This is a genomic window from Streptomyces sp. NPDC033131 (assembly GCF_055578365.1).
Map to the genome: position 1 here is coordinate 82,412 of NZ_JBVIPA010000003.1, position 24,729 is coordinate 107,140.

Genomic DNA, 24,729 nt, shown 5'->3' on the forward strand with positions numbered 1-24,729 from the left:
GCGGACCTCTTGACGCACCCCTGCAGCCAGCACATCGCACCCCTTTTCCCGAAGGGCCACGCCGGTCATGCGGCATTCCCGGATTCCGCAGCCGCACCGCGCGCAGGCGGGCGCTGTTCGAACCCGGCAAGGTGCCGCGGCCGGGCGGTGACCAGCCGGCCCACCGGCTCGTTTCCCAGCGGGACGCGGCATGGACAGGCGCGTTCCCGCCCTCCCAGCGCCGTCCGTGAGCGAGGAAAGCCCGCATGCACCAGCCAGCACCCGACCCTCGGCCACGGGTCCTGCATCTCACCCAGCCCGTGGACGGCGGGGTCGCCCGGGTGGTGACGGATCTGGTGCGGGCCCAGCTGACGGCCGGTCTGCAGGTCACGGTCGGCTGCCCGGACGGCCCTCTCGCCCCCGCTCTGCGCACGCTCGGCGCCGACGTACGGCACTGGCCCGCGACCCGCTCGCCCGGCCCGACACTCGTTCGAGAGGTACGCCGGCTCGCTCGCCTGATCGAGGACGTGCGGCCCGATCTGGTGCACGCGCACAGCGCGAAGGCCGGTCTGGCCGGCCGGCTCGCCGTGCGGGGGCGGATCCCGACCGTGTTCCAGCCGCACGCCTGGTCGTTCGAGGCGGTCGGCGGCGTCACCTCGGCGCTGGCGTTGCGGTGGGAGCGGTGGGGGGCGCGCTGGGCATCCCGGGTGGTGTGCGTGAGCGCGGCGGAGCGCACGACCGGCGTGCGCGCCGGGATCGCCGGGCCGTGGAGCGTGATCCCCAACGGCATCGACCCCGAGCGTTTCCGCCCGGCCGCCGTCGGCACCGTACGAGCCGCTCTCCTTCCCGAAGTCGATCCCGCGGCGCCGCTCGTGGTCTGTGTGGGGCGGCTGTGCCGGCAGAAGGGGCAGGACGTCCTGCTGCGCGCGTGGGAGGCCGTGTCGGCGCGGGTGCCGGACGCCCGCCTCGTGCTCGTGGGCGATGGGCCCGACCTGGCCGAACTGCGGTCGCGCGCACCCGGGTCCGTGCTGTTCGCGGGTGCCGTCGCCGACACCGCCCCGTGGTACCGGGCCGCCGACCTGGTCGTGCTGCCGTCGCGCTGGGAGGGCATGGCCCTGGCCCCGCTGGAGGCGATGGCGTGCGGGCGGCCGGTGGTGCTGACGGACGTGGACGGCGCCCGGGAGAGCCTGCCGCCGGGACTCGCGGCGCACTGCCTCGTCCCGTCCGAGACCCCGGCCGCCCTGGCCGGGGCCGTCACCGACCTGCTGCTCGACCCGCCGCTGCGCGCGTCGCTCGGCCACCAGGGGCGCCGTCACGTCCTGTCCACGCACGACGTGCGGCACACGGCCGAGGCGGTGGCGGGCGTCTACCGCGACGTTCTCGACGACCCGGCCGCCGCGCTCTTCGTGCCCACCGAGTACAGGGAGTCCATCCACTCGTGACCGCGGAAAGCACCGTCCCCTCGCCCGGTGGGCAGCCACGGGATCTCGGATTCTCGCCCGTCTCCGTCATGCCGCCGCGCGGCACCGCCACCGGTTTCCGGTTCCCCGCCGGGCGCCCCCCGGTCCGGCCCGCCTCGCCCCTCCCGCTGCTCGCCGCGGACGGCGTCGCCGCCCTGCTGGGCGCCCTGGCCCTGACCGGATCCCCGCGCCGGCCGCTGTTCGTGGCCCTGCTGGTGGCCGCGTCACTGCTGCTACGGCCCCACACGCCCCGGTCCGTTCCCGGCGTCCTCGACGAACTGCCCGCCGTCTGCGCCCGGATCGCCGTCGCCTGGCTGGCGCTGGCCGCGCTCGTGGCGGCGTACGCGCCCCCTCACGCGCTCTCCGCCGGCACGCTCGCCGCGGGCTTCCTCCTGCAGACGGCGGCCGGCTGCGCGGGCCGCGGTCTCGTGCACCGGCGGCGGCGCGCGGCGCGGCTCGCCCGGCCGCGTGCGGCCCTGGTCGTCGGCCCGGCGGCGACCGCGCAGCGCGTCGCCGCCGCCGTCCTGCGGCATCCGCGCTGCGGAGTGCGGCCGGTGGGGATCGTGGCCGAGCAGCCGGACGGCGGCGACGGGCTGCCCGTGCTGACGACCGGCGCGGAGGTCGAGCGGGCCCTCATCCAGAACGGGGTGCGGGACGTCCTGGTCGTCCATCCCTCCGTACGGTCCCGGCAGGGGCCGTTGCTGCGCGCGCTCGCCCAGTCCGGCTGCGCGGTGTGGGAGGTCGACGCGGACTCACCGTCGTACGCGACGAGGGACCGGCTCGCCGGGTTCTCCTGCCGACGGCTCGAGACGGGATCCCGGCGGCGTGGCGGCGTCGGCAAGCGGGCGCTGGACGTGGCCGTGTCCGGGGCGCTGTTGCTGCTGGTCAGCCCCCTGCTGCTGGTGTGCGCGGTGGTGCTGCGGCTGACGAGTGGACCGGGGGTGGTGTTCCGTCAGGAGCGCATCGGCCTCGACGGCAAGCCCTTCACACTGCTGAAGTTCCGCACCCACCGCCCGGTCGACGAGCACGAGGCGGCGACTCGCTGGAGCGTGGCGAACGAGCACCGCATGCCGTGGTTCTGCCGCTTCCTGCGCCGCACCTCCCTGGACGAACTCCTCCAGCTCTGGAACGTCTTCTGGGGCGACATGAGCCTGGTCGGCCCGCGCCCCGAACGCCCCTACTTCGTCGCCCAGTTCAGCCGGACCTACCCCGGCTACGCGGCCCGCCACCGCATGCGGACCGGCATCACCGGCCTCGCCCAGATCCACGGCCTGCGCGGCGACACCTCCATCGAGGACCGGGCGCGCTTCGACAACGCCTACATCGACAACTGGTCGCTGTGGCAGGACGTCTGCATCCTGCTGCGCACCGCGGCCGCGCTCGTGCGCCCGACGGGGAGCTGAGCGCGTGCCCCCTCCGCAGGCCCTCAAGTCGTCCCCCGTCCTGGCGGTGGTGGCCGTGGTCGCCCTGCTCGGGCTGCCGCTCGGGCCCGGCGGCGCGGGCGGCGCGGGCCCCGCCGACGCGCTCTCCGCGCTCGTCGTCCTGTACTGCGTGATCCTTCTCGTCCGGGACCGGCGGCGTCCCCTGTCCCGTACGGCCGCCGTGCTCCTCGGCCTGCCCGTCGCCGGACTGGCGGTCGCCGCGCTGGGGGCGTCCGCGCCGGGGGCCGGGCTCACCGGCCTGGGCCGCTACCTCCAGGTCTTCGTGCTGGTCCCCGCCGCCGTCCTGCTGCTGATCCGCGGCCGGGCCGACTTCCGGCTGCTGGCCTGGTCGTTCGTGGGGCTCGCCCTGTGGCAGGGGGCGATCGGCGTGCACCAGTACACGACCGGGACCGGTGCCTCGTACCAGGGCGAGGAGATCCGTGCCGTCGGCACCTTCGGCGCGCAGGACGTGATGGGCATGGCGACCGTCGTGTCCCTGGGGCTGGTGTGCGCGGTGGGGCTGGCGCTGGGGCACACGTCGGTACGGCAGCGGGCCGTCACCGCCGCATGTGCGGCGGCCCTCCTGCTGCCGCTCGCGCTGTCCTTCAGCCGCGGCGCCTGGATCGCCACGGCGGTGACCTGCGCGGCGCAGTTGCTGCTGGCCGGGGCGCGGCGGGCGGTGCGGGCCGGGGCGGTCGTGGCCGCGGCGGGCGTGGTCCTGGTGGGCGGGTTCGGAGTGGGTACGGCGATGCTCCAGGAGCGGATCACCAGCATCACGCAGGTCACCGCCGCGCCCGACCAGTCCGTGACCGACCGGTACACCATGTGGGCGGCGGCCGTCGGCATGTGGCGCGAACAGCCGCTCGTCGGCGTCGGACTGAAGGGTTTCCCCGAGCACCGGGACGCACACGCCTCGCTCGCGCTGTCCTCGGGCAGCGACACGGACGGCGCGGGCGCTTCCTTCCACAGGCAGCCCCTGCTCTCCCCGCACAACATGTACCTGCTGATCCTCGCCGAACAGGGACTGACCGGGCTGCTCGCGCTGGCGGGCAGCTGGCTCGCGTTGCTGGTGTGTGCGCTGCGCGGGCTGTTCCGCGTACGGCGGGACGGGTCGGGCCTCGACTGCGGCCTCGTCGCCTGCGGTCTGCTGGTGTGGCAGCTGACCGACTTCGCGTACGCCGACATCGGCGGCCCTTCCACGGTGCTGACGGCGGTGTGCTTCGGGCTGGTGGCGTGGTGGGGGCTGGTGGGGGTCCGGCCCGTCGAGGCCGTGGCGCCGACGCCTGAGCCCGGACGGGTCGAGGAGGCCGTGGCGCGATGACGGTGACGCCTGCTCAGCCGCCGCCCCGGACGCCTGCAACCGGTCCTGGAGGCGAGGTCGCCGGCCTGGAAGGGACGGCGGCCATTCCTCCGGCCCGCACCGCGGACAGCACCGAACCCGCCCCCGCCTCCCGCAACTTCCTCGCCAAGGCCGCCCTCGTCACCGCCGTCCTCTCCGTCGCCGGGGCCCTGCTCGGGCTGGTGCGGGACCAGGCGCTGGCCCGGCTGTTCGGGGCCGGCAGTGAGACGGACGCGTTCCTGGTGGCGTGGACCGTGCCGGAGTTCGCGGCGACACTCCTCATCGAGGACGGTCTGGCCTTCGCGCTGGTCCCGGCGTTCAGCCTGGCGCTGGCCCGGCGCGCGCAGGGCGCCCCCGGCGATCCGGTCCGCGCCTTGGTCGCCGCCACCCTGCCCCGGCTGTCACTGGCCTTCGTCGCCGTGTCCGCGCTGGTCGTCGGCCTGGCTCCCCACCTGGTCGCGGCCCTGGCCCCCGGCCTGCCCGACCCGGCCCTCGCCGTCGACTGCACCCGCCTGACCGCGCTGTGCGTGCTGGGCTTCGGGCTCGCCGGGTACTGCAGCGCGGCACTGCGGGCGCACCGGCGGTTCCTGGCGCCGGCGGCGATCTACGTGGCGTACAACACCGGCATCATCACGGCGATGTTCGTGTTCGGCGGGCAGTGGGGGGTGCGCTCGGCGGCCGTCGGGGTCGCGGTGGGCGGCGGGCTGATGGTGGCGGTCCAACTGCCTTCGGTGTGGCGGCAGTCGCGCCGGAAGGTGGTGGTGCGGGAGACGCTCGTCGAGACCCCGGACCGGGCGGTGACGCTGGCGCTGGTCTCCACCGTGCTCCTGTTCGCCCTGTGCCGGCAGTCCCAGGTCCTCGTCGAACGGTTTCTCGCCTCCACCCTCCCCGCCGGGGCGATCTCGCACCTGAACTACGCGCAGAAGGTGGCGCAGATTCCGATGACGCTGTCGCTGATGCTGTGCACGGTCACCTTCCCGGTGGTGGCGCGGGCGCTGGCCGACGGCGACGTCGAGCGGGCCCGCGACCGGGTGGAGCGGGACCTGGCGCTGGCCGCGTGCATGGTGCTGCTCGGTGCGGCGACGGTGATCGCCTGCGCCCCGCAGATGATCGAACTCCTCTTCCAGCGGGGCGCGTTCACCGCGCGGGACACGACGGCGACCGCGAACGTCATGCGCGTGTACGCGCTCGGACTGCTCGGCCAGACCCTGGTCGGCTGTCTGGTCCGCTCGTACTTCTCGGCGGGCCGCCCCACCTGGTACCCGGTCGGCGCGATGACCGTCGGCATCGTCGCGACCACCTGGTTCGGCGCCTGGGCGGTGGGCCCTTGGGGCGTCGCCGGCATCGCCGCCGCCAACGCGGCCGGCATCACCGTCACGGCCGCGCTGCTGCTCGCCGGGATGGGCCCGCGCAACGTCCCGATCCGCACCCGGCGGGTGCTGGCCGAGCTGAGCAGGCCGGTGCGCGCGGCGGCGGCCGCGACGGTCGCGGGCGCGTTCGTGGCGAGCCGGATCGAGGCGCCGCTGCCCGCTCTCGCCGCCGGTGGCGCGACGGTGACCGCCGTCTTCGCCCTGCTCGCCCGGGTCCTGGGCGCCCAGGGCTGCTCCCCCGCCCTCCACTCCGTACGACACCTCACACGTACCGTCACACGAAGGCTCCCGCATGGCCGCGACCGTTGACCCAGCCCGCACCAGCAGGCACCCCGGACGTGTTCCCTGGGTGGCCATGTACCACTCGGTGGGCGACTGCTCCGAGGATCCGTACCGGGTCACGGTCACGCCGGAACGGCTGGACAGCCAGCTGAGGTGGTTCCGCGCCCGTGGCCTCACGGGCGTCTCCATGGCCGGCCTGCTCGCCGCCCGCGCCTGCGGTGAGGACCGGCGTCTGGTCGGGCTCACCTTCGACGACGGCTACGCCGACTTCGTCGAGCACGCCCTGCCCGTCCTGCGCCGCCACGACTGCGGCGCCACCCTCTTCGTCCTGCCCGGCCGGCTCGGCGGCGACAACGCCTGGGACCCGCTGGGCCCGCGCAAGCCGCTCCTGACGGCCGACGGGATCCGGCACGCGGCCGCCGAGGGCGTCGAGATCGGCTCGCACGGCCTGACACACGCCGACCTGACCAAGGCTGACGACGTCACCCTGAAGGCGGAGGCCGCCGAGAGCCGGGCCCTGCTGGAGGAGGTGACGGGCGCTCCGGTCACCGGCTTCTGCTACCCGTACGGCACGATCGACCGACGCACCGTCGACGCCGTACGCGAAGCCGGATACACCTACGCCTGCGCCATCGACCCCGGCCCGCTCACCGGCCGCCACGCCCTCCCCCGCCTGCACATCGGGCAGAACGACACCGCCGTACGCCTCTTCCTGAAGTACCGGCTGCACCGCCTGCGCCGACGTCCCGTCGAGGGGGTCTGAGGTGAAGGCCCTGCACGTCATCACCGGTCTCGGCGTGGGCGGTGCCGAGCAGCAACTGCGGCTCATGCTGCAGCATTTGCCCGTCGACTGCGACGTCGTCACGCTCACCAACCCGGGCGCGGTCGCCGACGGGCTGGCCGCCGACGGTGTGCGCGTCACCCACCTCGGCATGGCCGGCAACCGCGACCTGGCCGCCCTCCCCCGCCTGATCCGCCTCATCCGCGACGGCGGCTACGACCTCGTGCACACCCACCTCTACCGCGCCTGCGTCTACGGCCGTCTCGCCGCGCGTCTCGCGGGGGTCCGCGCGATCGTCGCCACCGAACACTCCCTCGGCGCCTCGCAGATGGAGGGCCGGAGACTGACCGCCGGAGTCCGCGGCCTCTACCTGGCCAGCGAACGCCTGGGCCGGGCGACGGTCGCCGTCTCCCCCACGGTCGCCGCCCGCCTCACCCACTGGGGCGTACCGGCCCCGCGCATCGAGGTCGTCCCGAACGGCATCGACCTGGACCGCTTCCGCTTCGACCCGGGCCGGCGCCTGCGCACCCGCCGGCGCCTCGGGCTGCCCGACACGGCGTACGTCGTCGGCGGCATCGGCCGACTCACGGCGGGCAAGCGGTTCGGCGTCCTGATCCGCGCCCTGACCCAGCTCCCCTCGGACCACTGGCTGTTGCTGGTCGGCGGCGGCCCCGAGGAGAGCGTCCTGCGCCGCACCGCGCACGAGGCGGGGGTCGCCGAGCGTGTGCTGTTCACCGGCGAACGCCCCTACGTCCCCGACGGCTCCCCCGGCCCCGACCTGCCCTCCCTCACCGCCGCGATGGACCTGCTCGCCTCGCCCTGCCCCGAGGAGGCCTTCGGCCTCGCGGCCGTGGAGGCGCTGGCGTCCGGGCTGCCCGTGCTGTACGCGTCCTGCCCGGCGATCGAGGACCTGCCCGCGCACAGCGCGTCCGCCGCGCGCCGCGTGCGGGGCGGCCCGGAGGCGTTCGCCCGGGCCATCGCCGAAACCCGCGCACCGGGCCCCCGCCCGCGCACGGCGCCCGACGCCGCCCACCACTACAGCATCACCCGCAGCGCCGCCCGGCTCATGGGCGTCTACGCGGCCGCGGTGGCCGCCCCTTCCGTGTCCCCGTCATCCCAGGGAGTCAGTTCCTCATGACCGAGAACCCCACCGGACCACGCCGCCCGGTCACCGCCCTGGCCCGCGCCAGGACCCTCCCGCCGTGGTCCCTGATCGCGGCGGGCGCCCTCGCCGGCGGCCTGCTCGGCGGTGTGTACGGTCTCGCCAAGCCGCCCGCCTACACGGCCACGAGCTACGTCGTCGCCGTACCGGCCGAGAAGTCCGACCCGGCGTCCGCGCTCGGCTTCGCCACGGCGTACGGCCGGGTCGCCACGCAGCTCGCGGTGCTCGGGGACGCGCAGGTGTGGGCGGGGGTGCCGGTGAACACGCTGAGGAAGAGCGTGCGGACGGCGACCTCGCCGGACGCCCCGATGATCGCGATCACGGCCACCTCCTCCCGCCCCGACCTCGCCGCCGACATGGCCAACGCCGTCTCCCGCGCGCTGACCCGGCACGCGAGTGACGCCCGGGCCACCACCCGCGTCGAACTCCAGCAGTTCGCCCGCGCCACCAAGCCGGCCGAACCGTCCTCGGCCTCGCCCGCGGTGACGGGCATGGTCGGTGCGAGCGCGGGCGGCCTGCTCGGCGGCCTGGCCCTGCTGGTCCGGCCCCGACGGGCCACCGGGGAACCGGCCCGCCAGGCGGCCGTGCCCGGACCCGCCACGGCCGCCGACGTCCGCGGACAGCTGTGAACCCCGCCTACACCACGGAACTCGTCACCGACGAGCGCGCTTTCGCCGAACTCGCCGACGAGTGGGACGGGCTGTACCGGCGCTGCGCCGCCGCGACGCCCTTCCAGAGCCACGCCTGGATCCATTCGTGGTGGCTCTCGTACGGCAGACGCGGCCGGCTGCGGCTGGTACTGGTCCGGGACGGCGGCGAACTCGTCGCCGCGGCCCCGCTCATGCGCGTCGGCCGCCCGGTGCCGTCCCTCGTGCCGCTCGGCGGGGCGATCTCCGACTACGGGGACGTCCTGCTGGACGACGATCGCGCCGAGGCGGCGGCGACCGCGCTCGCCGAAGGGCTCGCCGCCGCCGCCCGCACCGCCCTGATCGACCTGCGCGAGGTCCGCCCCGGCGGCGCCGCCGAGCGGATCCACGACCACTGGCGGGGAACTCGTCGCCGGGTGGACGACTCGGTGTGCCTGGAACTGCCCGCCCTGCCGATGGACGAACTGGTCGCCCGCCTGCCGCTGGCCAAGACCCAGCAACGGGCGCGCGCCAAACTGCGCAGGCTGGACGCCCTCGGCGTCGAGCGTCATGTCGTGGGACCGGACGAGGTGGACAAGGCCCTGCGGCGGCTCATCGAGCTGCACCAGCTGCAGTGGCGGGGACGCAAGGTGACGTCCGAGCACCTGCGGCCGCGGTTCTGCGACCACCTCGTGCGGTCGGTCGGCCGGATGGTGCGCGCCGGGGATGCCGTGGTCACCGAGTTCCGCCTGGAGGACGACGTGGTGGCCGTGGACCTGACCCTGCTGTCGCGGCGCCTGGCGGGCGGCTATCTGTACGGCGCCCACCCGTGCCTGAGGGAACGCAAGGCGGACGTGGCGGTGCTGCTGCTCGCCGCGTCCGCCACGCACCACCGGCGAGCAGGACGCGACACGCTGAGCCTGCTGCGCGGCAACGAGCCGTACAAGCACCACTGGCGGCCCGAGAAGGTCGTCAACCAGCGGCTGCTGCTGGCCCGCCGGCACACCGCCCCGCTGCTCGCGGCGGTGATGCTCGAGGTGGCCGCGCGGCGGCGGGGCAAGGAGCTGCTGCTGCACTGGAAGGGGTGGCGGGAGCGGAAGGAGCGTGGCGGTGGCGGCAGGCCCTGACCGCTCCGCCGCCACCGCGCCCTGTGCCGGGCTACCGGTTGCGCGACCACCAGTCCAGGCGCAGGCACAGCTTCCCGCCGATCCAGTACTCCACCCAGTCGCCCAGATCCAGCGGCGAGCAGTTCGGCGGGTTCACCGGCGCGGGCGGAAGGGTCGGTGTGGTGGGTTCGGCCGGCTCGGCGGGCTTGGTCGGTTCCGTGACCGGGTCGGTGCGGCCGAACAGCACGGACCGGTAGATCTCGGCCGACTTGGGGTTGGCGTCGCACTGCCAGACACCGTGCGGGCAGTAGTCGGTCAGCGTGTTGTACAGCGGCTTGTGCTCGTCCATCCAGGCGAGCATGCGCCGCATGTAAGCGGAGTTGTCGCCGTTGCGGAACAGTCCCCATTCCGGATACGAGATGGGCTTGCCGTGGGCTTTCGCGAAGTCCACGTGCTTCTGGAGGCCGTAGGGCTCCTTGACCTGTTCGTCGAACGTCACTCCGGACGGCTGGTCGTAGGAGTCCATCCCGATGATGTCGACCGTGTCGTCCCCCGGATAACACCGCGTCCACGGAACGGCGTCCCGGCCGCGGGTCGGTGTGAAGTCGAACCGGAACTTCTGCCCCGGCACCGCCCGCATGGTGGTGACGATCCGGTTCCAGTACTTCTTCCAGGCCTCCGGGTCGGGCCCGCAGCGGTGGGTGTAGGTGATGCCGTTCATCTCCCAGCCGAGCACCACGACCGTGTCCGGCACCTTCAGCTCCACCAGGCGTTCGGCGAGCTTGCGGAAGTGGTGATCGAACCGTCCGGCCGCGCCCTGACGCAGCAGCAGCCGGACCTCGGCGTCGGAGACGTGGTCCTCGTTGCGCTCCAGCATGGGGACGTTGAGGACGAACATCCGGTCGTCCCGTTCGCGCCGCCAGTTCGCCCACACGTCGAGGAAGCCGGGGGCGCCCTCGATGTTGCTCCAGCGGTCGCCGGGCAGGTAGGTGTGGCCGACGCGCAGTTGGGCGTTGCCCAGCCAGCGGCTGAGCTCGGCGATCCGGGCCACGCCGCGGGCGCCGTAGTGGAGGTAGGCGCCGAAGGCGGCCCCCTCCTTCCCGGGCGCCGGGGTGGCGGGGGCCGTAGGAGTCGCGGGGGTCGTGGGGGTCGCGGGCACCGGGGTGACCGCGGGCAAGGGAGCGGGAGGATCGGCGACCCGCACCACCCCCGCGGCGACACCCGTTCCCGACGCCAGGACGGCGGACGCGGCGACAGTCACCGCGACGCATGCCAGCCGTCGGGAACGGGCGCGGCGCTGCTGTGAGGCCATGCCTGCTCCTCTCTCCACACTTTTCAGCTCTTGACCGGTATGTGACACTCAGTCATATAAGTGTGAAGTCCGCCATCGCGGCTACGGCTTTCGAGTACTCCGATCGCCCGCACGAGTGAAACGGATCCGAAGAGCATGCGGTACCGACATGCGTGAGTGCCGGGCACAGAACACGTGCCCGGCACTCGATCCTGAAACGCGGCAGAGGTACTACCGACGAGACGCGGCCCGCCCTCGTCGGTACAGCACAGCCCCGCTGACCAGCAGCGCGGCACTCGCACCCGAAGCCGCGAGCACACTCTCACTGCCGGTCTCGGGCAGGGTGGGCGGCGTCCCGGGAGGCGTGTGCGGCGGAGTCGTCGGGGGGTGTTCCGGATGCGTCGGCGGAGGCGTGGCCGGCGGGGTCGTCGGCGGCTGTTCCGGCCCGGCGGGCGGCGTGGTGGGAGGCGTCGTCGGTGGGGTGGTGGGCGGCGTGTCCCCGTATCCTCCCGGCGCGTCCCCGCAGTCGTCACCGTACGCGGGATTGGCCACGCCGATCAGGTCCAGCGTGTTCCCGCACAGGTTCACCGGCACGTCGACCGGCGCGTCCGCGTTGTTGCCGGACCCGACGCCGGGCGAGTCGTACGCCCCGCCGTGCGCCCCGGACTCGAAGGCGCCGGGCAGGTCGTCGTCGCCGTAGCCCGAGGCGTGACCGGAGCCGTGGCCGGAGCCGTGATCCGAACCCTGCCCCGAGGCGTGGTCGGAGCCGTGCCCCGAGTCACGGCCGGAACCCTGCCCCGGACCGTGACCGGCGTCGTGGTCGCCGCCGCCCGCGCGCGAGCCGCCCTTGTGCGAAGCGGAGTCGGTCGCGCAGGAGTTGCCGAACGCCGGGTTGAGCGCGGCGACGACGTCCACGGAGTTGCCGCAGACGTTGACCGGCACGTCGACCGGGACCTGCACGCTGTTGCCGGACGCGACGCCCGGCGAGTCCTTGGCGGCCCCGCTCGCGTCGGCGTCGGCGAGGGCAGGGCTTCCGCACAGAGACAGAATGCTCGTCGCGGCGGCGGCCGCGACCATTCCCTTACTCAGGGTCTGACGCAACTTCGTTGTCTTCCTGCTGGTAGAAGTGGGAAAAGCCGGCCCCGGACCGAAAACGGACGTCCCAGGGCCGGCCAAGACACAGCCGAGTGACTGGTGCCTTGTGTCGTCAGTCGTTGACGCAGACGTTCCCGACCGCCGGGTTCAGCAAGCCGATGACGTTCACGGTGTTGCCGCACACGTTGACGGGCACGTGAACCGGAACCTGCACGACGTTGCCGGAGAGGAACCCCGGCGACCCAACGGCGACACCCTCGGCGCCCGCGTCGGCGAAGGCCGGGGCGGCCATGCCGAGGGCCATGATCACGCCCGCGACGACAGCTGCGGTCTTCTTCATGAAATTTCCCTTCTCTGCGGTCATGCCTGTGTGACGGTCGAAACCGAGCGAGCGCAGTCGGAACGGCTCGCACCATGACCTGCAGGCTGCAGAACGAGAGATAGACGGCCGAAGCAACCAAGGAACGTGAGTCGCCGGGTAATTCACTCGAACGCCTTCACAATATTGACGCGAATGGCGAAACCGCCCAGTCGGTCCATTCAGGGAAATAGCGCGCCCGAGCGGATTCCGAAGACGACGGATCAGCCGTTCTGCGTGCCATTTCCGGCGAGGACCGACAGGTCGCTCAGGATGTGCGACAGCGGCTCGTCGCCCTTGGCCTGCGTCGAGTTCTCGGCGCACTGCTGGTTCTGCGGGGCCGACAGGACCGGGATGTCCTGCACGCCGACGTTGACGAGGGCGAGGACGGACTGCACGTTGGCCTTCGCCGGCAGGCCGACGCAGAGCTTGTTGAGCGAGCTCTGGACCAGCGTGGCCTGGGGGCTCATCTCGCCCTTGGTCACCTGGTTGCCGAACTTGCTGCGGGCACCGTTGCCGCTCGCGGACGTGGTGCCGTTGTCGTCGCCGATGGCAAGCGCCTGCGGAGCCGCCGCCGCCGACACGCCGACGAGGGACGCCGCGACCGCCGCCGTGGCCATTGCCTTCTTCAGCATTTCACTTTCCTTTCCAGGGCAAGAGGCGTCCTGGACACGACGTATCCCGGCATGACGCATGTTCCTGCCCCCGCTTCAACCGAATGCGCGGAGATTGGTTGCGACATTTCACCCGATCAGCCCTTTCACCTTCCCAATGGGCCATCGGAGTGAATGACAGCAACCAAGCGGGCTCGCGGCAGTTGATCAGAGCGCTCCGGTGGACGGGGTTTCTCCAGAAGGGACTAGCAAGTGATCAAGAAGGTTTTGGCTACCGCCGCGGTCGCAGCTTCCGTCGTCGGCGCCTCCGTCGCCGCGGCACCGCACGCTCTGGCCATCGGCAACGACGAGGGCACCACGTCCGCCAGCGGCAACGGCGCGCACCAGTCGTTCGGCAATTCGTCCACGTACGGCGACATGAGCCCGCAGATGGCGCTCATCCAGGGCTCCCTGAACAAGCCCTGCATCGGCCTGCCGGCGAAGGCCAACGTGCAGTCCGTCCTCGCCCTCGTCAACGTCGGCGTGCAGGACATCCCGATCCTGTCGGCCCCCCAGAACCAGCAGTGTGTCGAGAACTCGACGCAGGCCAAGGGCGACGAGCCGCTGTCGCACATCCTGGACGACATCTCGGCGCTGTCCGGCAACGGCACGGCCAACAACTGAGCCTGTCGCTCAGCAGGGGCTTGTGAGCTCCGGGGCTGGTTTCTGAGCCCCCGTCAGCGGGCCGCCGGACTTTCGGCGGCCCGCTGACCTAGTTTTCGTCGCGTGACGCTGAAGAAAGCTCTGATTTCCCTGTTCGGGCTGGCGGCGACCGCCGCCCTGCTCGGCACCTCCCCACTTCCCGACCCGGCACCCTCGTCGCACGGCACGAACATCCTGCTGATGGGAACGGACGGCCGGGACACCATCAGTGACGCGGAGAAACGCGAGTTCCACGCCGGCGGGATCGCCTGCGACTGCACGGACGTCCTGATGCTGGTCCATGTCTCGGCGCGCCGGGACCGCGTGAGCGTCGTCAGTCTCCCGCGGGACTCCTACGCGGACATCCCGCCGTACCGCGACCCGTCCACCGGCGAGGAACGCCCGTCCCAGCCCTCGAAGATCAACGGCGCGTACGCCCGGGGCGGCGCCGAGCTCGCCGTCCGTACCGTCGAGTCGATGACCGGGCTCGGCATCGACCGGTATCTCCAGGTGGACTTCAGGCGCTTCATGGACACCGTGAACGATGTCGGCGGAGTCGAGGTGTGCACCGCGCGGCGGCTGAAGGACACGGTCACGAAGCTCGACCTGGCCCCCGGGAAGCACCGGCTCGGCGGCGGGCCGTCCCTCCAGTACGTCCGCTCCCGGCATGTGGACGCCACCGCCGATCTCGGGCGGATGCAGCGCCAGCAGCGGTTCCTGGTCGCCGCGCTGCGGGGGCTCCAGGACCGGCAGCTGCTCACCGACCCGATGGCGATGGCGCGCGTGGTGAACACGCTGCTCGGTTCCGGGCAGGTCGACCAGGGGGTCGGGGCCGGGGAACTGGTCGAGCTGGCGGCCGCGCTGAGCCGGGTGCCGGCCGACGCGACGGAGTTCGCGACGGTGCCGGTCGCCGGCTTCAACCCGACCCGCCCGGACATCGGCTCGACGCTGGCCTGGGACCGGGAGAAGGCGGAGGAGATGTTCGGGCTGCTGCGTGCGGACCGTCCGCTGATCAAGGCCGGAACCCAGCCCCGGCCCAGTGATCCGCCCCATATGACGAACTCCGTGCCGGTGCGCGGGAGCGCCTTCGCCTGCCGGTGAGGGGCGCTCACATCCTCTCGCAGTGCGCTGCGCCAATCGGGGCAAAGCCCACAACTTCAGCGGGGGTCGGGCCGTTGATGATCACGCAGCTCCTCCCGGGAGTCCGCTTTTCGAAGGGAATGAAAATGAAGAAGCTGTGGGCCACCGCGGCCATTGCCGCCTCCGTCGCCGGCCTGTCGGCCGCGGCCGCCTCCCCGGCGCTTGCCATCGGTGACGACAACGGCACCACCTCCGCCAGCGGCAACGGCGCTTCGCAGGAGTTCGGCAACTCGGCCACGTTCGGCAAGATGAGCCCACAGCTCTCGCTGGTCCAGGGTTCGCTGAACAAGCCGTGTGTCGGCCTGCCCGCGAAGCTCAACGCGCAGTCGCTCGTGGCGCTCGTCAACGTCGGCGTGCAGGACATCCCGATCCTGTCGGCCCCCCAGAACCAGCAGTGTGTCGAGAACTCGACGCAGGCCAAGGGCGACGAGCCGCTGTCGCACATCCTGGACGACATCTCGGCGCTGTCCGGCAACGGCACGGCCAACGGCTGAGCATCGGCTTCCGCCGCACGGCGGGTCACCGGTTTTCCGGTGGCCCGCCGTTTCGCATGTCACGCGCCGGGGGTCACTCGTCGTGTGCCGCTTCCCGTGTCAAGGTCGGCTTCGCGCGGGCCGATGACTGGATCATGACCTCGACGCATTCGCCCGCGCCTGCGAAGACCAGTCCGGCCCCTGCGGTGCCGCCCGATCTTGTGCCGGTGGCGGGAAGGGTGCTGCGGGGCGCGGTGTGGCTGGTCCCCGCGGTCGTCGTGGCGTTCGCCGGGTTCGGGCGGCGGTGGATGTCCGACGACGCCTTCATCTACGTACGGACCGTGCGGCAGGTGCTGGCGGGCAACGGGCCCGTGTTCAACCAGGGTGAGCGGGTGGAGTCGTCGACGGGAACGCTGTGGCAGTGGCTGCTGGTGGCGGCGGGCGAGGCAGGGGCCGATCCGGCGTCGGCCGCGGTGTACGCAGGGCTGGCGCTGACCGGCGCCGGGTTCGCGCTGGCGGGGGTCGGGGCGCTGCGGCTGTACGGCGGCCGGGCGGCCGTGCCCCTGGGCTCGCTCCTGCTGCTGGGGCTGCCGCCCGTGTGGGACTTCGCCACCTCGGGGCTGGAGACGGGGCTTGTCACCTGCTGGATCGCGGGGGCGTGGCTGGCGCTGGCCGTCCGGCCCGGGTGTCTGGCGACCTCGGTGCTCATCGGTCTGGGTCCGCTGGTGCGGCCCGACCTGGGGCTGGTCTCGGCCGTCTTCCTGGGGGCGCAGTGGCTGCTCGCGCGGCCCTCCTGGCGGGGCGTGCTCGCGGGCGCGGGGGCGGCGGGTGCGCTGCCGGCCGGGTACGAGGTGTTCCGGGCGGGCTACTACGGGCATCTGGTGCCGCTGCCCGCCGTGACGAAGGAGGCCTCGCAGAGCCTGTGGGGGCGGGGCTTCGGCTACTTCGCGGATCTCGCGCTCCCCTATCTGCTGTGGGTGCCCGTGCTGTTCGTGGGCGCCGTGGTGCTGTTCGGGCGCCGTGAGGTCCGCCGGGCAGCCGTCGTCCCCGTGCTCGCGCCCGTCGTCGCCGGGCTGCTCTGCTGGCTCTACGTGGTGAAGGTCGGCGGTGACTTCATGCACGGGCGGATGCTGCTGCCCGGGTTGCTGCTGCTGTTGCTGCCGGTGTTCGTGGTGCCGGTGTCGCGGGTGGGGGTGTGCGCGGCCGTCGGTGTCGGGGCGTGGGCGGTGGTGTGCGCGGGGTGGCTGCGGGTGCCGTACGAGGGGCATATCGGGCCGGCCGGGATCGCCGACGAGCGCGGGGTGTACGTGCGGCACAACGCGGACCCGCATCCGGTGCACCACCACTTCGCCGGGGCGCCGCGCCACCGCGGGTACCTGGATGACGTACGGGAGGCCGTGCGGTCGGGGGAGCCGACGCTGCTGTTCGGCGGGAGGGGCCCCCGTACGGCCGCCAACTCGCCGTCGGTCACCGGCAGTTATGTGGTGCTCGGGCTCAACGGGTCCGTCGTTCCGCTGGCCGGGGCCGCGCTCGACCCGATCGGGCTCGCCCATCCGCTGGCCGCGCACTCCGAGCGGATCGAGGGCGGGCGGGTGGCGCACGACAAGTGGCTGCCGGCCGCCTGGCTGGCCGCCGACCGCGGGCTGCCCGCCGATCCGCCGCCCGGGACCGACCCGGCGCACATCGCCGCCGCCCGGCGCGCCCTGCGCTGCGGGGCGCTCGCCGAACTGCGCGCCGCTACGCGGGACCCGCTCACGCCGGTGCGCTTCGTGCGGAACGTGGCCGGGGCCTGGGAGCGCACGGTGTTCCGCTTCCCGAACGACCCCGTGCGGGCCGAACGACAGTTGTGCGGCCGGTGAGTCGGCGGTCGCGGGGCCCGGCGACGAAGGCCGGGAACAGCGCCTGTACGTTGCCTTCCGACCGACCCCCCACGGAAGGAAAGCCCGTGCGCCCCCCACGCCTTCGCTCCGTCCTCGTCGCCGTGTGCGCGACGGCGGCCGTCACCCTCACCGGTGCCGCCCCGGCGGTCGCCACTACGCCCGTCCATGCGGCGGCCGTCGCCCCCGCCCTCGTCCCGCTCACCGACCTGTTCGCCGAGCGGCTGCTGCTCGCCGACAAGGTGGCCGCCGCCAAGTACGGCACCGACAAACCGATCGACGACCCCGCGCGCGAGCAGCAGGTCCTCGACGACGTCACCGCGCGGGCGGTCGGCCTCGGGCTGGACCCGGACGCGGTGAGCGCGGTCTTCCGGGACCAGATCGAGGCGAACAAGCTGGTGCAGCGCGGGCTGTACGCCCGCTGGGACGCGCATCCCGAGCAGCGGCCCGCCGAGCGGCCCGACCTGGTGAGGGAGGTCCGGCCGGCGCTGGACCGCATCACCACCCAGGTGCTCGCCGCGTTGCGGGAGACGGAGCGGGTGCGGGCCTCCGCCTCGTGCGAGCCCAGGCTGTCCGTCGCCGCCGCGCGGTCCGCGTACGGGCATGACCTGGACCTCCTGCATCTGACGGGACTCCGGCGGGCGCTGCCGTCCGTGTGCGGCGGCTGATCCCCCCGTCGGGGCGGGGTGCGGCGGGGCCGAGCGGCTACTCAGCCAGGTGCCGCGCCTGGCGGATGGTGTCGGCGAGTTCCCGTACGGACTTGTCCTCGGTGGTGTCCGCCAGGTCGTCGGCGCGGCCGGCCAGCTCCTTCAGGGGCCGGGCGCCCGGCAGTGCGCTCCAGCGGTCGTCGCCCCTGCGCAGGGCGTCCGCGAAGTAGGCGGCGACGGCCGTGACCTGGAGGCGGGGATTCGCGTTCCAGAGGTCGTCGTCGAGGGAGTCGGACTCCAGTTGGCCGGACTCCTCGTGCGGGGTGCGGGTGTCCGGGTCCTGCCAGCGGACGGTCGCGGTGGCGAGGTGGCCGTCGGCGCCGGACTTGGTGCGGACGGCGTAGAGGGCGGTCACGGTGTGGCCGGGGCCGACCTCGCCGCCGTCGACGCGGTCGTCGCGGAAGTCGTCGTCGGCGACGCGGCGGTTGTCGTAGCCGACCAGGCGGAACTCGGCGACCGTCTCCGGGTCGAAGGCGACCTGGGCCTTGGCGTCGCGGGCCGTGAGGTCGATGTTCTTCGGGAGCTGCTCACAGAAGACCGTACGGGCCTCGTCGACGTCGGAGACGTACGTCGTGTTGCCGTCGCCCTTGTCGGCGAGGCGTTCCATCAGGGCGTCGCCGTATTCGCTGCCGACGCCGACGCCGAACAGGGTGATGCCGTGTTCGCGGCGGGCGCCGTCGATGCGCTCCAGGATGGAGTCGGGGTCGGTGTCGCCGTCGTTGGCGAGGGCGTCGGAGACGAGGACGACCCGGTTGGTGGCGCCCTTGCGCAGGCCCTCGACGGCTGTGGCGTAGCCGGTCTCGACGCCGGCGCCGAGGTTGGTGGAGAACGTCGGCTCCAGGTCGTCGATCACGCCGTGGATCTCCCCGCGGTTGCCGTCGAGGCGGGTCATCGGCAGGACGGTCTCGGCCTTGTCGCTGAAGGTGACGATGGCGACCGAGTCGTCGTCGCGCAGTCGGTCCGTCATCACGCCGAGGGACTTCTGGGCGAGGTCGAGGCGGCCCGGTTCGGCCATGGAGCCGGAGATGTCGATGACGAAGGTGAGGGCGGCGGGCGGGCGTTCGCCGCTCTGTTCGGCCGCACCCCGGGTGGCGAGGCCCACGCGGACCAGGGACCAGTCGTCCTCGTCGGTGCGGGCGCCGTCGACGGTCACCGTGAAGCCGTTGCCGTCGGGGCGCTCGTAGTCCTGGCGGAAGCTGTTGACGAACTCCTCGGGGCGGATCGTCGACGGGTCGGGCCGCTGCCCGTCGGCGAGGGTGCGGCGGGCGTAGCCGTAGGAGGCGGTGTCGACGTCGAGGGCGAAGGTGGAGAGGTAGTCGGGTGAGGGGGCGACCTCGCGGGACTCGTCGTCGGGACGGTCGCTGTCGTTGCCGCTGTCCTGTTCGCCGGTGCCCCGGTTGTGGTCGGGGGCGGGAAAGCCGGTCGCCCCGTCCGCGCTGCTGTGGTCGCCGCTGCCGCCCGCGCCGCACCCGGTGAGCAGCAGGCCGCCCGCCGCGGTGATCGCGAGCAGGGCGGCGCGCAGCCGTCGTGTTCGATACCGCTCCATCTTCCGTGCCCCCTTGGTCTCATGACGCCTTGTCTGTGACTGTGACGGCGCGGGGGGACGGAACGTGCGCTACGGAGCGTTGCGGATGGATCTCGAAGAGGGCACGGAAGCCGGCCGTCGAGACCGGTAGGTGATCCTCCGGTGACCTAGGACACCACGTCCTTGCGGGCGAAACCCCGGAAGGCCAGCGCGAACAGCACCACGGCGTACGTTATGGAAACGGCCGTGCCCTGGATCATGCCGGACCACTCGGGATTGGGCTGGATGGCGTCGGCCCAGGCGAACTGCCAGTGCGCGGGCAGGAAGTGACGCCAGTCGCCGAGGGCCGTCACGGCGTCGAGGACGTTGCCGACGATGGTGAGGCCGACCGCGCCGCCGACCGCGCCGAGCGGGGCGTCCGTCTTGGTCGACAGCCAGAACGCGAGCCCGGCGGTGACCAGTTGGGACACGAAGATGAACGCCACGACCACCACGAGCCGCTGGGCGGCCGTGCCCGGCGCGAGCGAGCCGCCGGTGGGGATCGCCAGGGAACCCCAGCCGTAGGCGGCCGAGCCGACGGCCAGTGCCACCACCGGCAGCAGGATCATCGCGGCCAGGCTGAGGCCGAGCCCGACGACGAGCTTCGACCACAGCAGCCGGGCGCGCGGCACCGGAGCGGCCAGGAGATAGCGCAGGGAGGACCAGCTGGCCTCCGAGGCGACCGTGTCCCCGCAGAACAGGGCGACCGGGACGACCAGCAGGAAGCCCGCGGACACGAACAGGTTCACGGCGGCGAAGTTCGCGCCGGACGCCGTCGCCGTGTCCATCAGCGTGATCCGGTTGCCCTCCGCGTCCGGCTCGCCGCCGATCGCGAAGGCGATGAGCAGGACGAACGGCAGGGCGGCGAGGATCCCGCCCATGACGAGGGTGCGGCGCCGCTTCAGCTGGCGGACCAGCTCCACCCTCAGGGGGAGCGTGCGGCCCGCGCGGTAGCCGGAGGCGACCTCCGGGCGCTCGACGAGCGTGCTCATGCGGAGCCTCCGATCAGGGTGAGGAAGGCGTCTTCCAGACGGCGGTGCGGGCCCACCGACTCGACGGGCACTTCGAGCCGGACGAGGTCGACGACCAGGCGCCGGGCGCTGCCGTCGGCGGCGAGGCGGACCAGGAGCCCGTCGTCGGTGCGCACGGCCGAGACGACGCCCGGCAGCGCGGCGATCTTCTCGACGACCGGCTCCTCCAAGGGAGTTCCGGTGCCGACGAGCAGGGTGTCGCCGGAGCCGATGATCTCCGCGACCGGTCCGGCCTGGACGAGCTTGCCCCGGTCCATGACGACGAGGTGCGTGCAGGTCTGCTCGACCTCCGCCAGCAGGTGGCTGGAGACGATCACCGTGCGCCCGGCGGCCGCGTACCGGATGAGCACCTCGCGCATCTCACGGATCTGCGGCGGGTCCAGGCCGTTCGTCGGCTCGTCCAGTATCAGCAGGTCGGGCATGCCGAGCATGGCCTGGGCGATGGCGAGGCGCTGGCGCATGCCCTGCGAGTACGTGCGCACCGCGCGGGCCAGTGCGTCGCCGAGGTCCGCGATCTCCAGGGCCTCGTCCAGGTGGGCGTCCTCGGCGGGGCGGCCGGTCGCCGCCCAGTACAGCTCCAGGTTCTCCCGGCCGGACAGGTGCGGCAGGAAGCCCGCGCCCTCGACGAAGGCACCGACCCGGGACAGCACCGGGGCGCCCGGGCGGATCGCCCGGCCGAAGACGCGGATCTCTCCGTCGTCCGGCTTGATCAGGCCCATCAGCATGCGCAGGGTGGTCGTCTTGCCCGCGCCGTTCGGGCCCAGGAGGCCGAGGACCTGCCCCTTCTCGACGCGGAAGGACAGGTCCTTGACCGCGTACCGGTCCGCCGACTTGGCGTACCGCTTGCTCAGGTCCGTTATCTGCAGGGGGACTTCCGTGAGGTCCGGGTCGAGGGGCGCCGCGGAGGTACGGCGGCGGCCGGTCAGCAGCAGGGCCAGGGCGACCACCGCGCCGGCGAGGGGCAGCCACCACACCCACGCGGGCAGCGGGGCGGCCGCGGTGGTCACGCCGGGGGCCGTCGGCACCGTGAGGTCGCCCTTCAGGGAGACGGTGTACGTCGCCGGAGCGGCCGGGGAGGCGTATCCGAGGTCGGTGGAGGCGAGGACCAGACGCAGCCGGTGGCCCTTCTCGACGTCGTGGTCGACGGCGGGCAGCGTGATCGTCACGTCCTTGCCGGCCTTGGCGCCCTCGACCCTGAGGGGGGTGACCAGCTGGGAGGGCAGCACCTGCTGGGTGCCGCCCGGGCCGACGTCGTACACCTTGCCGAAGAGGACGGCGTCGTCGCTCGTCGACTCGACGTGGACGGTGACCTTCGGCGATCCGGTGATCCGGACGTCGTCGGTGACCGGCGCCGACTCGAAGCGGGCGAACTGGCCGGGGAAGTCCAGCGAGACGCCGACGCCGAGCGAGGAGAGCTGGGCGAGGCCGCCGCCGCCGAGGCCGGGAAGGGCCGAGACGGCGGGCGGGTTGGCGCCCGCCGGGTTGGCGAAGCTCTGCTCGCGGCCGGTCAGGGCGAAGGTCTTCCGCCCGCTCTCCAGGCCGGGGTACGTGTCGTCGCTCGCGCCCCGCCGCAGCGCCTGGCCGTCGGTGGAGTCGACGCCTCCGGTGCGGGTGATGCGGAAGGCGGGGCCGGTGTCGGCGGCCTTGTCGTCCTTGAGGTACCGGTCGAACCAGGACTGCACGCGTGCCTGGACGCGGCTCGTCTCCATGTCGCCGCCGTCGTGGCCGCCCGCGAGCCAGTCGACGTCGACCGGGGCGCCGTTGGCGCGGATCGCCTTCGCGGCCGCGTCGGCCTGGCCGAGCGGGAAGAGGGAGTCGGTCTGGCCCTGCATCAGCAGGGTGGGCACCTTGATGCGGTCGCCGACGGCGGACGGCGAGCGCTCCTGAAGGAGCTTGACGGCCTCCGGGTCCGGGGTGCCGGACTCGGCGACCCGTTCGTACATCCGGCACAGCTGCGGCTCGAACTTCTCACAGCCGCCGCCGGAGTTGACGAAGATGCCCGCCCACAGCTTCTTGAACACGCCGTTCGGGAAGAGGGCGTCGGCGAGGTTCCAGTAGGTGATCGCCGGGGCGATGGCGTCCACCCGGTCGTCGTACCCGGCGGTCTCCAGCGCGATCGCGCCGCCGTAGGACGCGCCCGCCATGCCCACGCGCGGGTCGCCGGCCTTGTCGAGCTGGACCTGCGGCTGCTTCGCGAGCCAGTCGATGAGCTTGCGGACGTCGGCGACCTCGCCCTTCGGGTCGTTGAGTCCGATCCTGCCGGTCGACTCGCCGAAGCTGCGGGCCGACCAGGTCAGGACCGCGTACCCGTCCCGGGCCAGGTCCTGGGCCTGCTGCCGTACGTCGTTCTTGCTGCCGCCGAAGCCGTGGGCGAGGAGGACGGCGGGGCGGCGTCCCGCGTCGGGAGACGTGAAGTACGAGGTGTCGATGCGCACCCCGCCCCTCATGTCCATGACCCGGTCGGTACGGCGTACCGGCGGCGCGTCGTCGTCGGCGGCGGCCGTCCATGTCCCGGCGCCGGCGAGCACCACGACGGCGGCCGCGGCGACGCCGAGCCGTCGTGGCCGCCGGAGCAGGTCTTGCAGCCGGGGCAGTCGAAGATCCATGCGTCAACGGTACGGGGTGAAACTGTCGGGAAGTTATCTACCGGGGGGTGAACCACGCCCCATCCCGTGGGGGTACGGGGGCGGTTTCCTGTACCGCGGGCGTGGTACGGCTGAGAGCTCGGTGGGTTCTGTCTCCGGCCGGGTGCGGGCTCGTTGTGGCTGGTCGCGCAGTTCCCCGCGCCCCTTGATGGCCGCGCAGCGGCCAAAGAAGCGGGGCCGTCGTGTCACGAACGGCCCCTGATCGGTTCGGTGTCAGTGGTTGCGCGGGAAGCCCAGGTCGACGCCGGCCGGGGCGTCCGCCGGGTCGGGCCAGCGGGTGGTGACGACCTTGCCGCGGGTGTAGAAGTGCGTGCCGTCGTTGCCGTAGATGTGGTGGTCGCCGAAGAGCGAGTCCTTCCAGCCACCGAAGGAGTGGTAGCCGACGGGGACCGGGATCGGGACGTTCACGCCGACCATGCCGGCCTCGATCTCCATCTGGAAGCGGCGGGCCGCGCCGCCGTCCCGGGTGAAGATCGCGGTGCCGTTGCCGAACGGCGAGCTGTTGATGAGGGCCACGCCGTCGTCGTACGTGTCGACGCGCAGCACGCACAGCACCGGGCCGAAGATCTCGTCCTGGTAGGCCTTCGCGGTGGTCGGCACCTTGTCGAGCAGGGAGATGCCGATCCAGTGACCGTCCTCGAAGCCGTCGACCGTGTAGCCGGTGCCGTCGAGGACGACCTCGGCGCCCTCGGCCGCCGCGCCCTCCACGTAGGAGGCCACCTTGTCGCGGTGGACGGCGGTGATCAGCGGGCCCATCTCGGAGGTCGGGTCGTTGCCGGGACCGATCTTGATCTTCTCGGCGCGCTCGCGGATCTTGTCGACCAGCTCGTCGCCGATCGCGCCGACCGCGACCACGGCCGAGATGGCCATGCAGCGCTCGCCCGCGGAGCCGTAGGCCGCCGAGACCGCCGCGTCCGCCGCCGCGTCCAGGTCGGCGTCCGGCAGGACCAGCATGTGGTTCTTGGCGCCGCCCAGGGCCTGGACGCGCTTGTGGTTCGCCGAGGCGGTGGTGTGGATGTGGCGGGCGATCGGGGTCGAGCCGACGAAGGAGACGGCCTTGACGTCCGGGTGCTCCAGGAGGCGGTCGACGGCCACCTTGTCGCCGTTGACGACGTTGAAGACGCCGTCCGGCAGACCGGCCTCGGCCAGCAGCTCGGCGATCTTCAGGGACGCCGACGGGTCCTTCTCGGACGGCTTCAGGACGAAGGTGTTGCCGGTCGCGATGGCGATCGGGAACATCCACATCGGGACCATCGCCGGGAAGTTGAACGGCGTGATGCCCGCGACGACACCGAGCGGCTGCCGGATGGACGAGACGTCCACGCGGCTGGCCACCTCGGTCGACAGCTCGCCCTTCAGCTGCACGGTGATCCCGCACGCCAGGTCCACGATCTCCAGGCCGCGCGCGACCTCACCGAGCGCGTCGCTGTGCACCTTGCCGTGCTCGGCGGTGATCAGCTCGGCGATGGCGTCACGGTTCGCGTCCAGCAGCGACCGGAACTTGAACAGGATGGTGGTCCGCTTGGCGAGCGACGAGGTGCCCCAGGTCGCGTAGGCGTCCTTGGCGGCGGCGACGGCGGCGTCCACCTCCTCGACGGAGGCGAACGCGACCTTGGTGGTGACCGCGCCGGTCGCGGGGTCGGTGACCGGCCCGTACGTACCCGACGCGCCTTCGACGGTCTTGCCGCCGATCCAGTGGTTGACGATCTTCGTCATGACCGAGTACT

Annotated in this window: 21 protein-coding genes; 13 read left to right on the forward strand and 8 right to left on the reverse strand. The window is 72.9% G+C overall.

Going from position 1 to position 24,729, the window contains the following annotated elements; all coding sequences use genetic code 11:
- Window positions 1–245: 245 nt before the first annotated feature.
- From ACZ5XS_RS05675 to ACZ5XS_RS05710, 8 genes are read left to right on the forward strand one after another with little or no spacing between them, the layout of a single operon-like run.
- Complete coding sequence (locus ACZ5XS_RS05675; RefSeq protein WP_468648083.1) at window positions 246–1,421, forward strand: glycosyltransferase; 1,176 nt, start codon at window positions 246–248, stop codon at window positions 1,419–1,421.
- A complete protein-coding gene (locus tag ACZ5XS_RS05680; protein WP_468648085.1) occupies window positions 1,418–2,842 on the forward strand; it encodes an exopolysaccharide biosynthesis polyprenyl glycosylphosphotransferase in 1,425 nt (474 codons plus the stop codon). Before ACZ5XS_RS05675 ends, ACZ5XS_RS05680 begins: the two co-directional genes overlap by 4 nt.
- A 4-nt stretch (window positions 2,843–2,846) precedes the next feature.
- The gene (locus tag ACZ5XS_RS05685; RefSeq protein ID WP_468648087.1) at window positions 2,847–4,181 is read left to right on the forward strand and encodes an O-antigen ligase family protein; all 1,335 of its coding nucleotides are present in this window, start codon (window positions 2,847–2,849) and stop codon (window positions 4,179–4,181) included.
- Window positions 4,178–5,878, forward strand: a complete 1,701-nt coding sequence (murJ, locus tag ACZ5XS_RS05690) for a murein biosynthesis integral membrane protein MurJ (RefSeq protein WP_468648089.1) — start codon at window positions 4,178–4,180, stop codon at window positions 5,876–5,878. The genes ACZ5XS_RS05685 and murJ overlap by 4 nt, the downstream gene beginning before the upstream one ends.
- A complete protein-coding gene (locus ACZ5XS_RS05695) occupies window positions 5,862–6,614 on the forward strand; it encodes a polysaccharide deacetylase family protein (protein ID WP_468648091.1) in 753 nt (250 codons plus the stop codon). The genes murJ and ACZ5XS_RS05695 overlap by 17 nt, the downstream gene beginning before the upstream one ends.
- A gap of 1 nt (window position 6,615) precedes the next feature.
- Window positions 6,616–7,770 carry a glycosyltransferase gene (locus ACZ5XS_RS05700; RefSeq protein WP_468648093.1) on the forward strand — a complete coding sequence of 385 codons (1,155 nt, stop codon included), beginning with the start codon at window positions 6,616–6,618 and terminating at the stop codon, window positions 7,768–7,770.
- Window positions 7,767–8,423: a YveK family protein gene (locus ACZ5XS_RS05705; protein WP_468648094.1), complete on the forward strand. Its 657-nt coding sequence runs from the start codon at window positions 7,767–7,769 to the stop codon at window positions 8,421–8,423. The genes ACZ5XS_RS05700 and ACZ5XS_RS05705 overlap by 4 nt, the downstream gene beginning before the upstream one ends.
- Window positions 8,420–9,547: a GNAT family N-acetyltransferase gene (locus tag ACZ5XS_RS05710; RefSeq protein WP_468648096.1), complete on the forward strand. Its 1,128-nt coding sequence runs from the start codon at window positions 8,420–8,422 to the stop codon at window positions 9,545–9,547. The genes ACZ5XS_RS05705 and ACZ5XS_RS05710 overlap by 4 nt, the downstream gene beginning before the upstream one ends.
- A 31-nt stretch (window positions 9,548–9,578) precedes the next feature.
- Here ACZ5XS_RS05710 and ACZ5XS_RS05715 read toward each other — a convergent pair whose 3' ends face one another.
- From ACZ5XS_RS05715 to ACZ5XS_RS05730, 4 genes are all read right to left on the reverse strand, one after another.
- Complete coding sequence (locus ACZ5XS_RS05715; RefSeq protein ID WP_468648098.1) at window positions 9,579–10,838, reverse strand: glycoside hydrolase family 26 protein; 1,260 nt, start codon at window positions 10,836–10,838, stop codon at window positions 9,579–9,581.
- Between the two features lie 210 nt (window positions 10,839–11,048).
- The gene (locus ACZ5XS_RS05720) at window positions 11,049–11,918 is read right to left on the reverse strand and encodes a chaplin (protein ID WP_468648100.1); all 870 of its coding nucleotides are present in this window, start codon (window positions 11,916–11,918) and stop codon (window positions 11,049–11,051) included.
- A gap of 106 nt (window positions 11,919–12,024) precedes the next feature.
- The gene (gene chpD / locus ACZ5XS_RS05725) at window positions 12,025–12,252 is read right to left on the reverse strand and encodes a chaplin ChpD (protein WP_468648589.1); all 228 of its coding nucleotides are present in this window, start codon (window positions 12,250–12,252) and stop codon (window positions 12,025–12,027) included.
- Window positions 12,253–12,494: 242 nt separating this feature from the next.
- On the reverse strand, window positions 12,495–12,905 hold the full coding sequence (locus tag ACZ5XS_RS05730; RefSeq protein ID WP_468648102.1) for a rodlin: 411 nt from the start codon (window positions 12,903–12,905) through the stop codon (window positions 12,495–12,497).
- 231 nt (window positions 12,906–13,136) lie between these two features.
- On the opposite strand from ACZ5XS_RS05730, the gene ACZ5XS_RS05735 reads away from it, so the two are divergent.
- The 5 genes from ACZ5XS_RS05735 (at window position 13,137) to ACZ5XS_RS05755 (ending at window position 17,723) form a co-directional block, all read left to right on the forward strand.
- Complete coding sequence (locus ACZ5XS_RS05735) at window positions 13,137–13,547, forward strand: rodlin (RefSeq protein ID WP_468648104.1); 411 nt, start codon at window positions 13,137–13,139, stop codon at window positions 13,545–13,547.
- Between the two features lie 102 nt (window positions 13,548–13,649).
- Window positions 13,650–14,666, forward strand: coding sequence for an LCP family protein (locus ACZ5XS_RS05740; RefSeq protein WP_468648106.1), 1,017 nt, complete (start codon window positions 13,650–13,652; stop codon window positions 14,664–14,666).
- Between the two features lie 125 nt (window positions 14,667–14,791).
- Window positions 14,792–15,199 carry a rodlin gene (locus tag ACZ5XS_RS05745; protein WP_468648108.1) on the forward strand — a complete coding sequence of 136 codons (408 nt, stop codon included), beginning with the start codon at window positions 14,792–14,794 and terminating at the stop codon, window positions 15,197–15,199.
- 134 nt (window positions 15,200–15,333) lie between these two features.
- Window positions 15,334–17,037: an arabinofuranosyltransferase AftB family protein gene (locus ACZ5XS_RS05750; protein ID WP_468648110.1), complete on the forward strand. Its 1,704-nt coding sequence runs from the start codon at window positions 15,334–15,336 to the stop codon at window positions 17,035–17,037.
- An 86-nt stretch (window positions 17,038–17,123) separates the two neighbouring features.
- Window positions 17,124–17,723, forward strand: a complete 600-nt coding sequence (locus tag ACZ5XS_RS05755) for a chorismate mutase (RefSeq protein WP_468648112.1) — start codon at window positions 17,124–17,126, stop codon at window positions 17,721–17,723.
- A gap of 37 nt (window positions 17,724–17,760) precedes the next feature.
- Here ACZ5XS_RS05755 and ACZ5XS_RS05760 read toward each other — a convergent pair whose 3' ends face one another.
- From ACZ5XS_RS05760 to mmsA, 4 genes are all read right to left on the reverse strand, one after another.
- Window positions 17,761–19,308: a vWA domain-containing protein gene (locus ACZ5XS_RS05760; protein ID WP_468648114.1), complete on the reverse strand. Its 1,548-nt coding sequence runs from the start codon at window positions 19,306–19,308 to the stop codon at window positions 17,761–17,763.
- A 146-nt stretch (window positions 19,309–19,454) separates the two neighbouring features.
- Complete coding sequence (locus tag ACZ5XS_RS05765; RefSeq protein ID WP_468648116.1) at window positions 19,455–20,318, reverse strand: ABC transporter permease; 864 nt, start codon at window positions 20,316–20,318, stop codon at window positions 19,455–19,457.
- Window positions 20,315–22,963 carry an alpha/beta fold hydrolase gene (locus ACZ5XS_RS05770; RefSeq protein ID WP_468648118.1) on the reverse strand — a complete coding sequence of 883 codons (2,649 nt, stop codon included), beginning with the start codon at window positions 22,961–22,963 and terminating at the stop codon, window positions 20,315–20,317. Before ACZ5XS_RS05770 ends, ACZ5XS_RS05765 begins: the two co-directional genes overlap by 4 nt.
- Window positions 22,964–23,215: 252 nt before the next feature.
- Window positions 23,216–24,718 (reverse strand): CoA-acylating methylmalonate-semialdehyde dehydrogenase, encoded by a 1,503-nt coding sequence (gene mmsA, locus ACZ5XS_RS05775; protein ID WP_468648120.1) that lies wholly within the window; start codon window positions 24,716–24,718, stop codon window positions 23,216–23,218.
- Window positions 24,719–24,729 lie beyond the last annotated feature (11 nt).

What these genes read in the sequence shown, in the direction of transcription:
- ACZ5XS_RS05750 (WP_468648110.1), top strand. Translation starts at nt 15,334, where the DNA reads ATGACCTCGACGCATTCGCCCGCGCCTGCGAAGACCAGTCCGGCCCCT.
- ACZ5XS_RS05695 (WP_468648091.1), top strand. Translation starts at nt 5,862, where the DNA reads ATGGCCGCGACCGTTGACCCAGCCCGCACCAGCAGGCACCCCGGACGT.
- mmsA (WP_468648120.1), bottom strand. Translation starts at nt 24,718, where the DNA reads ATGACGAAGATCGTCAACCACTGGATCGGCGGCAAGACCGTCGAAGGC.
- ACZ5XS_RS05715 (WP_468648098.1), bottom strand. Translation starts at nt 10,838, where the DNA reads ATGGCCTCACAGCAGCGCCGCGCCCGTTCCCGACGGCTGGCATGCGTC.
- ACZ5XS_RS05705 (WP_468648094.1), top strand. Translation starts at nt 7,767, where the DNA reads ATGACCGAGAACCCCACCGGACCACGCCGCCCGGTCACCGCCCTGGCC.
- chpD (WP_468648589.1), bottom strand. Translation starts at nt 12,252, where the DNA reads ATGAAGAAGACCGCAGCTGTCGTCGCGGGCGTGATCATGGCCCTCGGC.
- ACZ5XS_RS05745 (WP_468648108.1), top strand. Translation starts at nt 14,792, where the DNA reads ATGAAGAAGCTGTGGGCCACCGCGGCCATTGCCGCCTCCGTCGCCGGC.
- murJ (WP_468648089.1), top strand. Translation starts at nt 4,178, where the DNA reads ATGACGGTGACGCCTGCTCAGCCGCCGCCCCGGACGCCTGCAACCGGT.
- ACZ5XS_RS05730 (WP_468648102.1), bottom strand. Translation starts at nt 12,905, where the DNA reads ATGCTGAAGAAGGCAATGGCCACGGCGGCGGTCGCGGCGTCCCTCGTC.
- ACZ5XS_RS05760 (WP_468648114.1), bottom strand. Translation starts at nt 19,308, where the DNA reads ATGGAGCGGTATCGAACACGACGGCTGCGCGCCGCCCTGCTCGCGATC.
- ACZ5XS_RS05675 (WP_468648083.1), top strand. Translation starts at nt 246, where the DNA reads ATGCACCAGCCAGCACCCGACCCTCGGCCACGGGTCCTGCATCTCACC.
- ACZ5XS_RS05765 (WP_468648116.1), bottom strand. Translation starts at nt 20,318, where the DNA reads ATGAGCACGCTCGTCGAGCGCCCGGAGGTCGCCTCCGGCTACCGCGCG.
- ACZ5XS_RS05770 (WP_468648118.1), bottom strand. Translation starts at nt 22,963, where the DNA reads ATGGATCTTCGACTGCCCCGGCTGCAAGACCTGCTCCGGCGGCCACGA.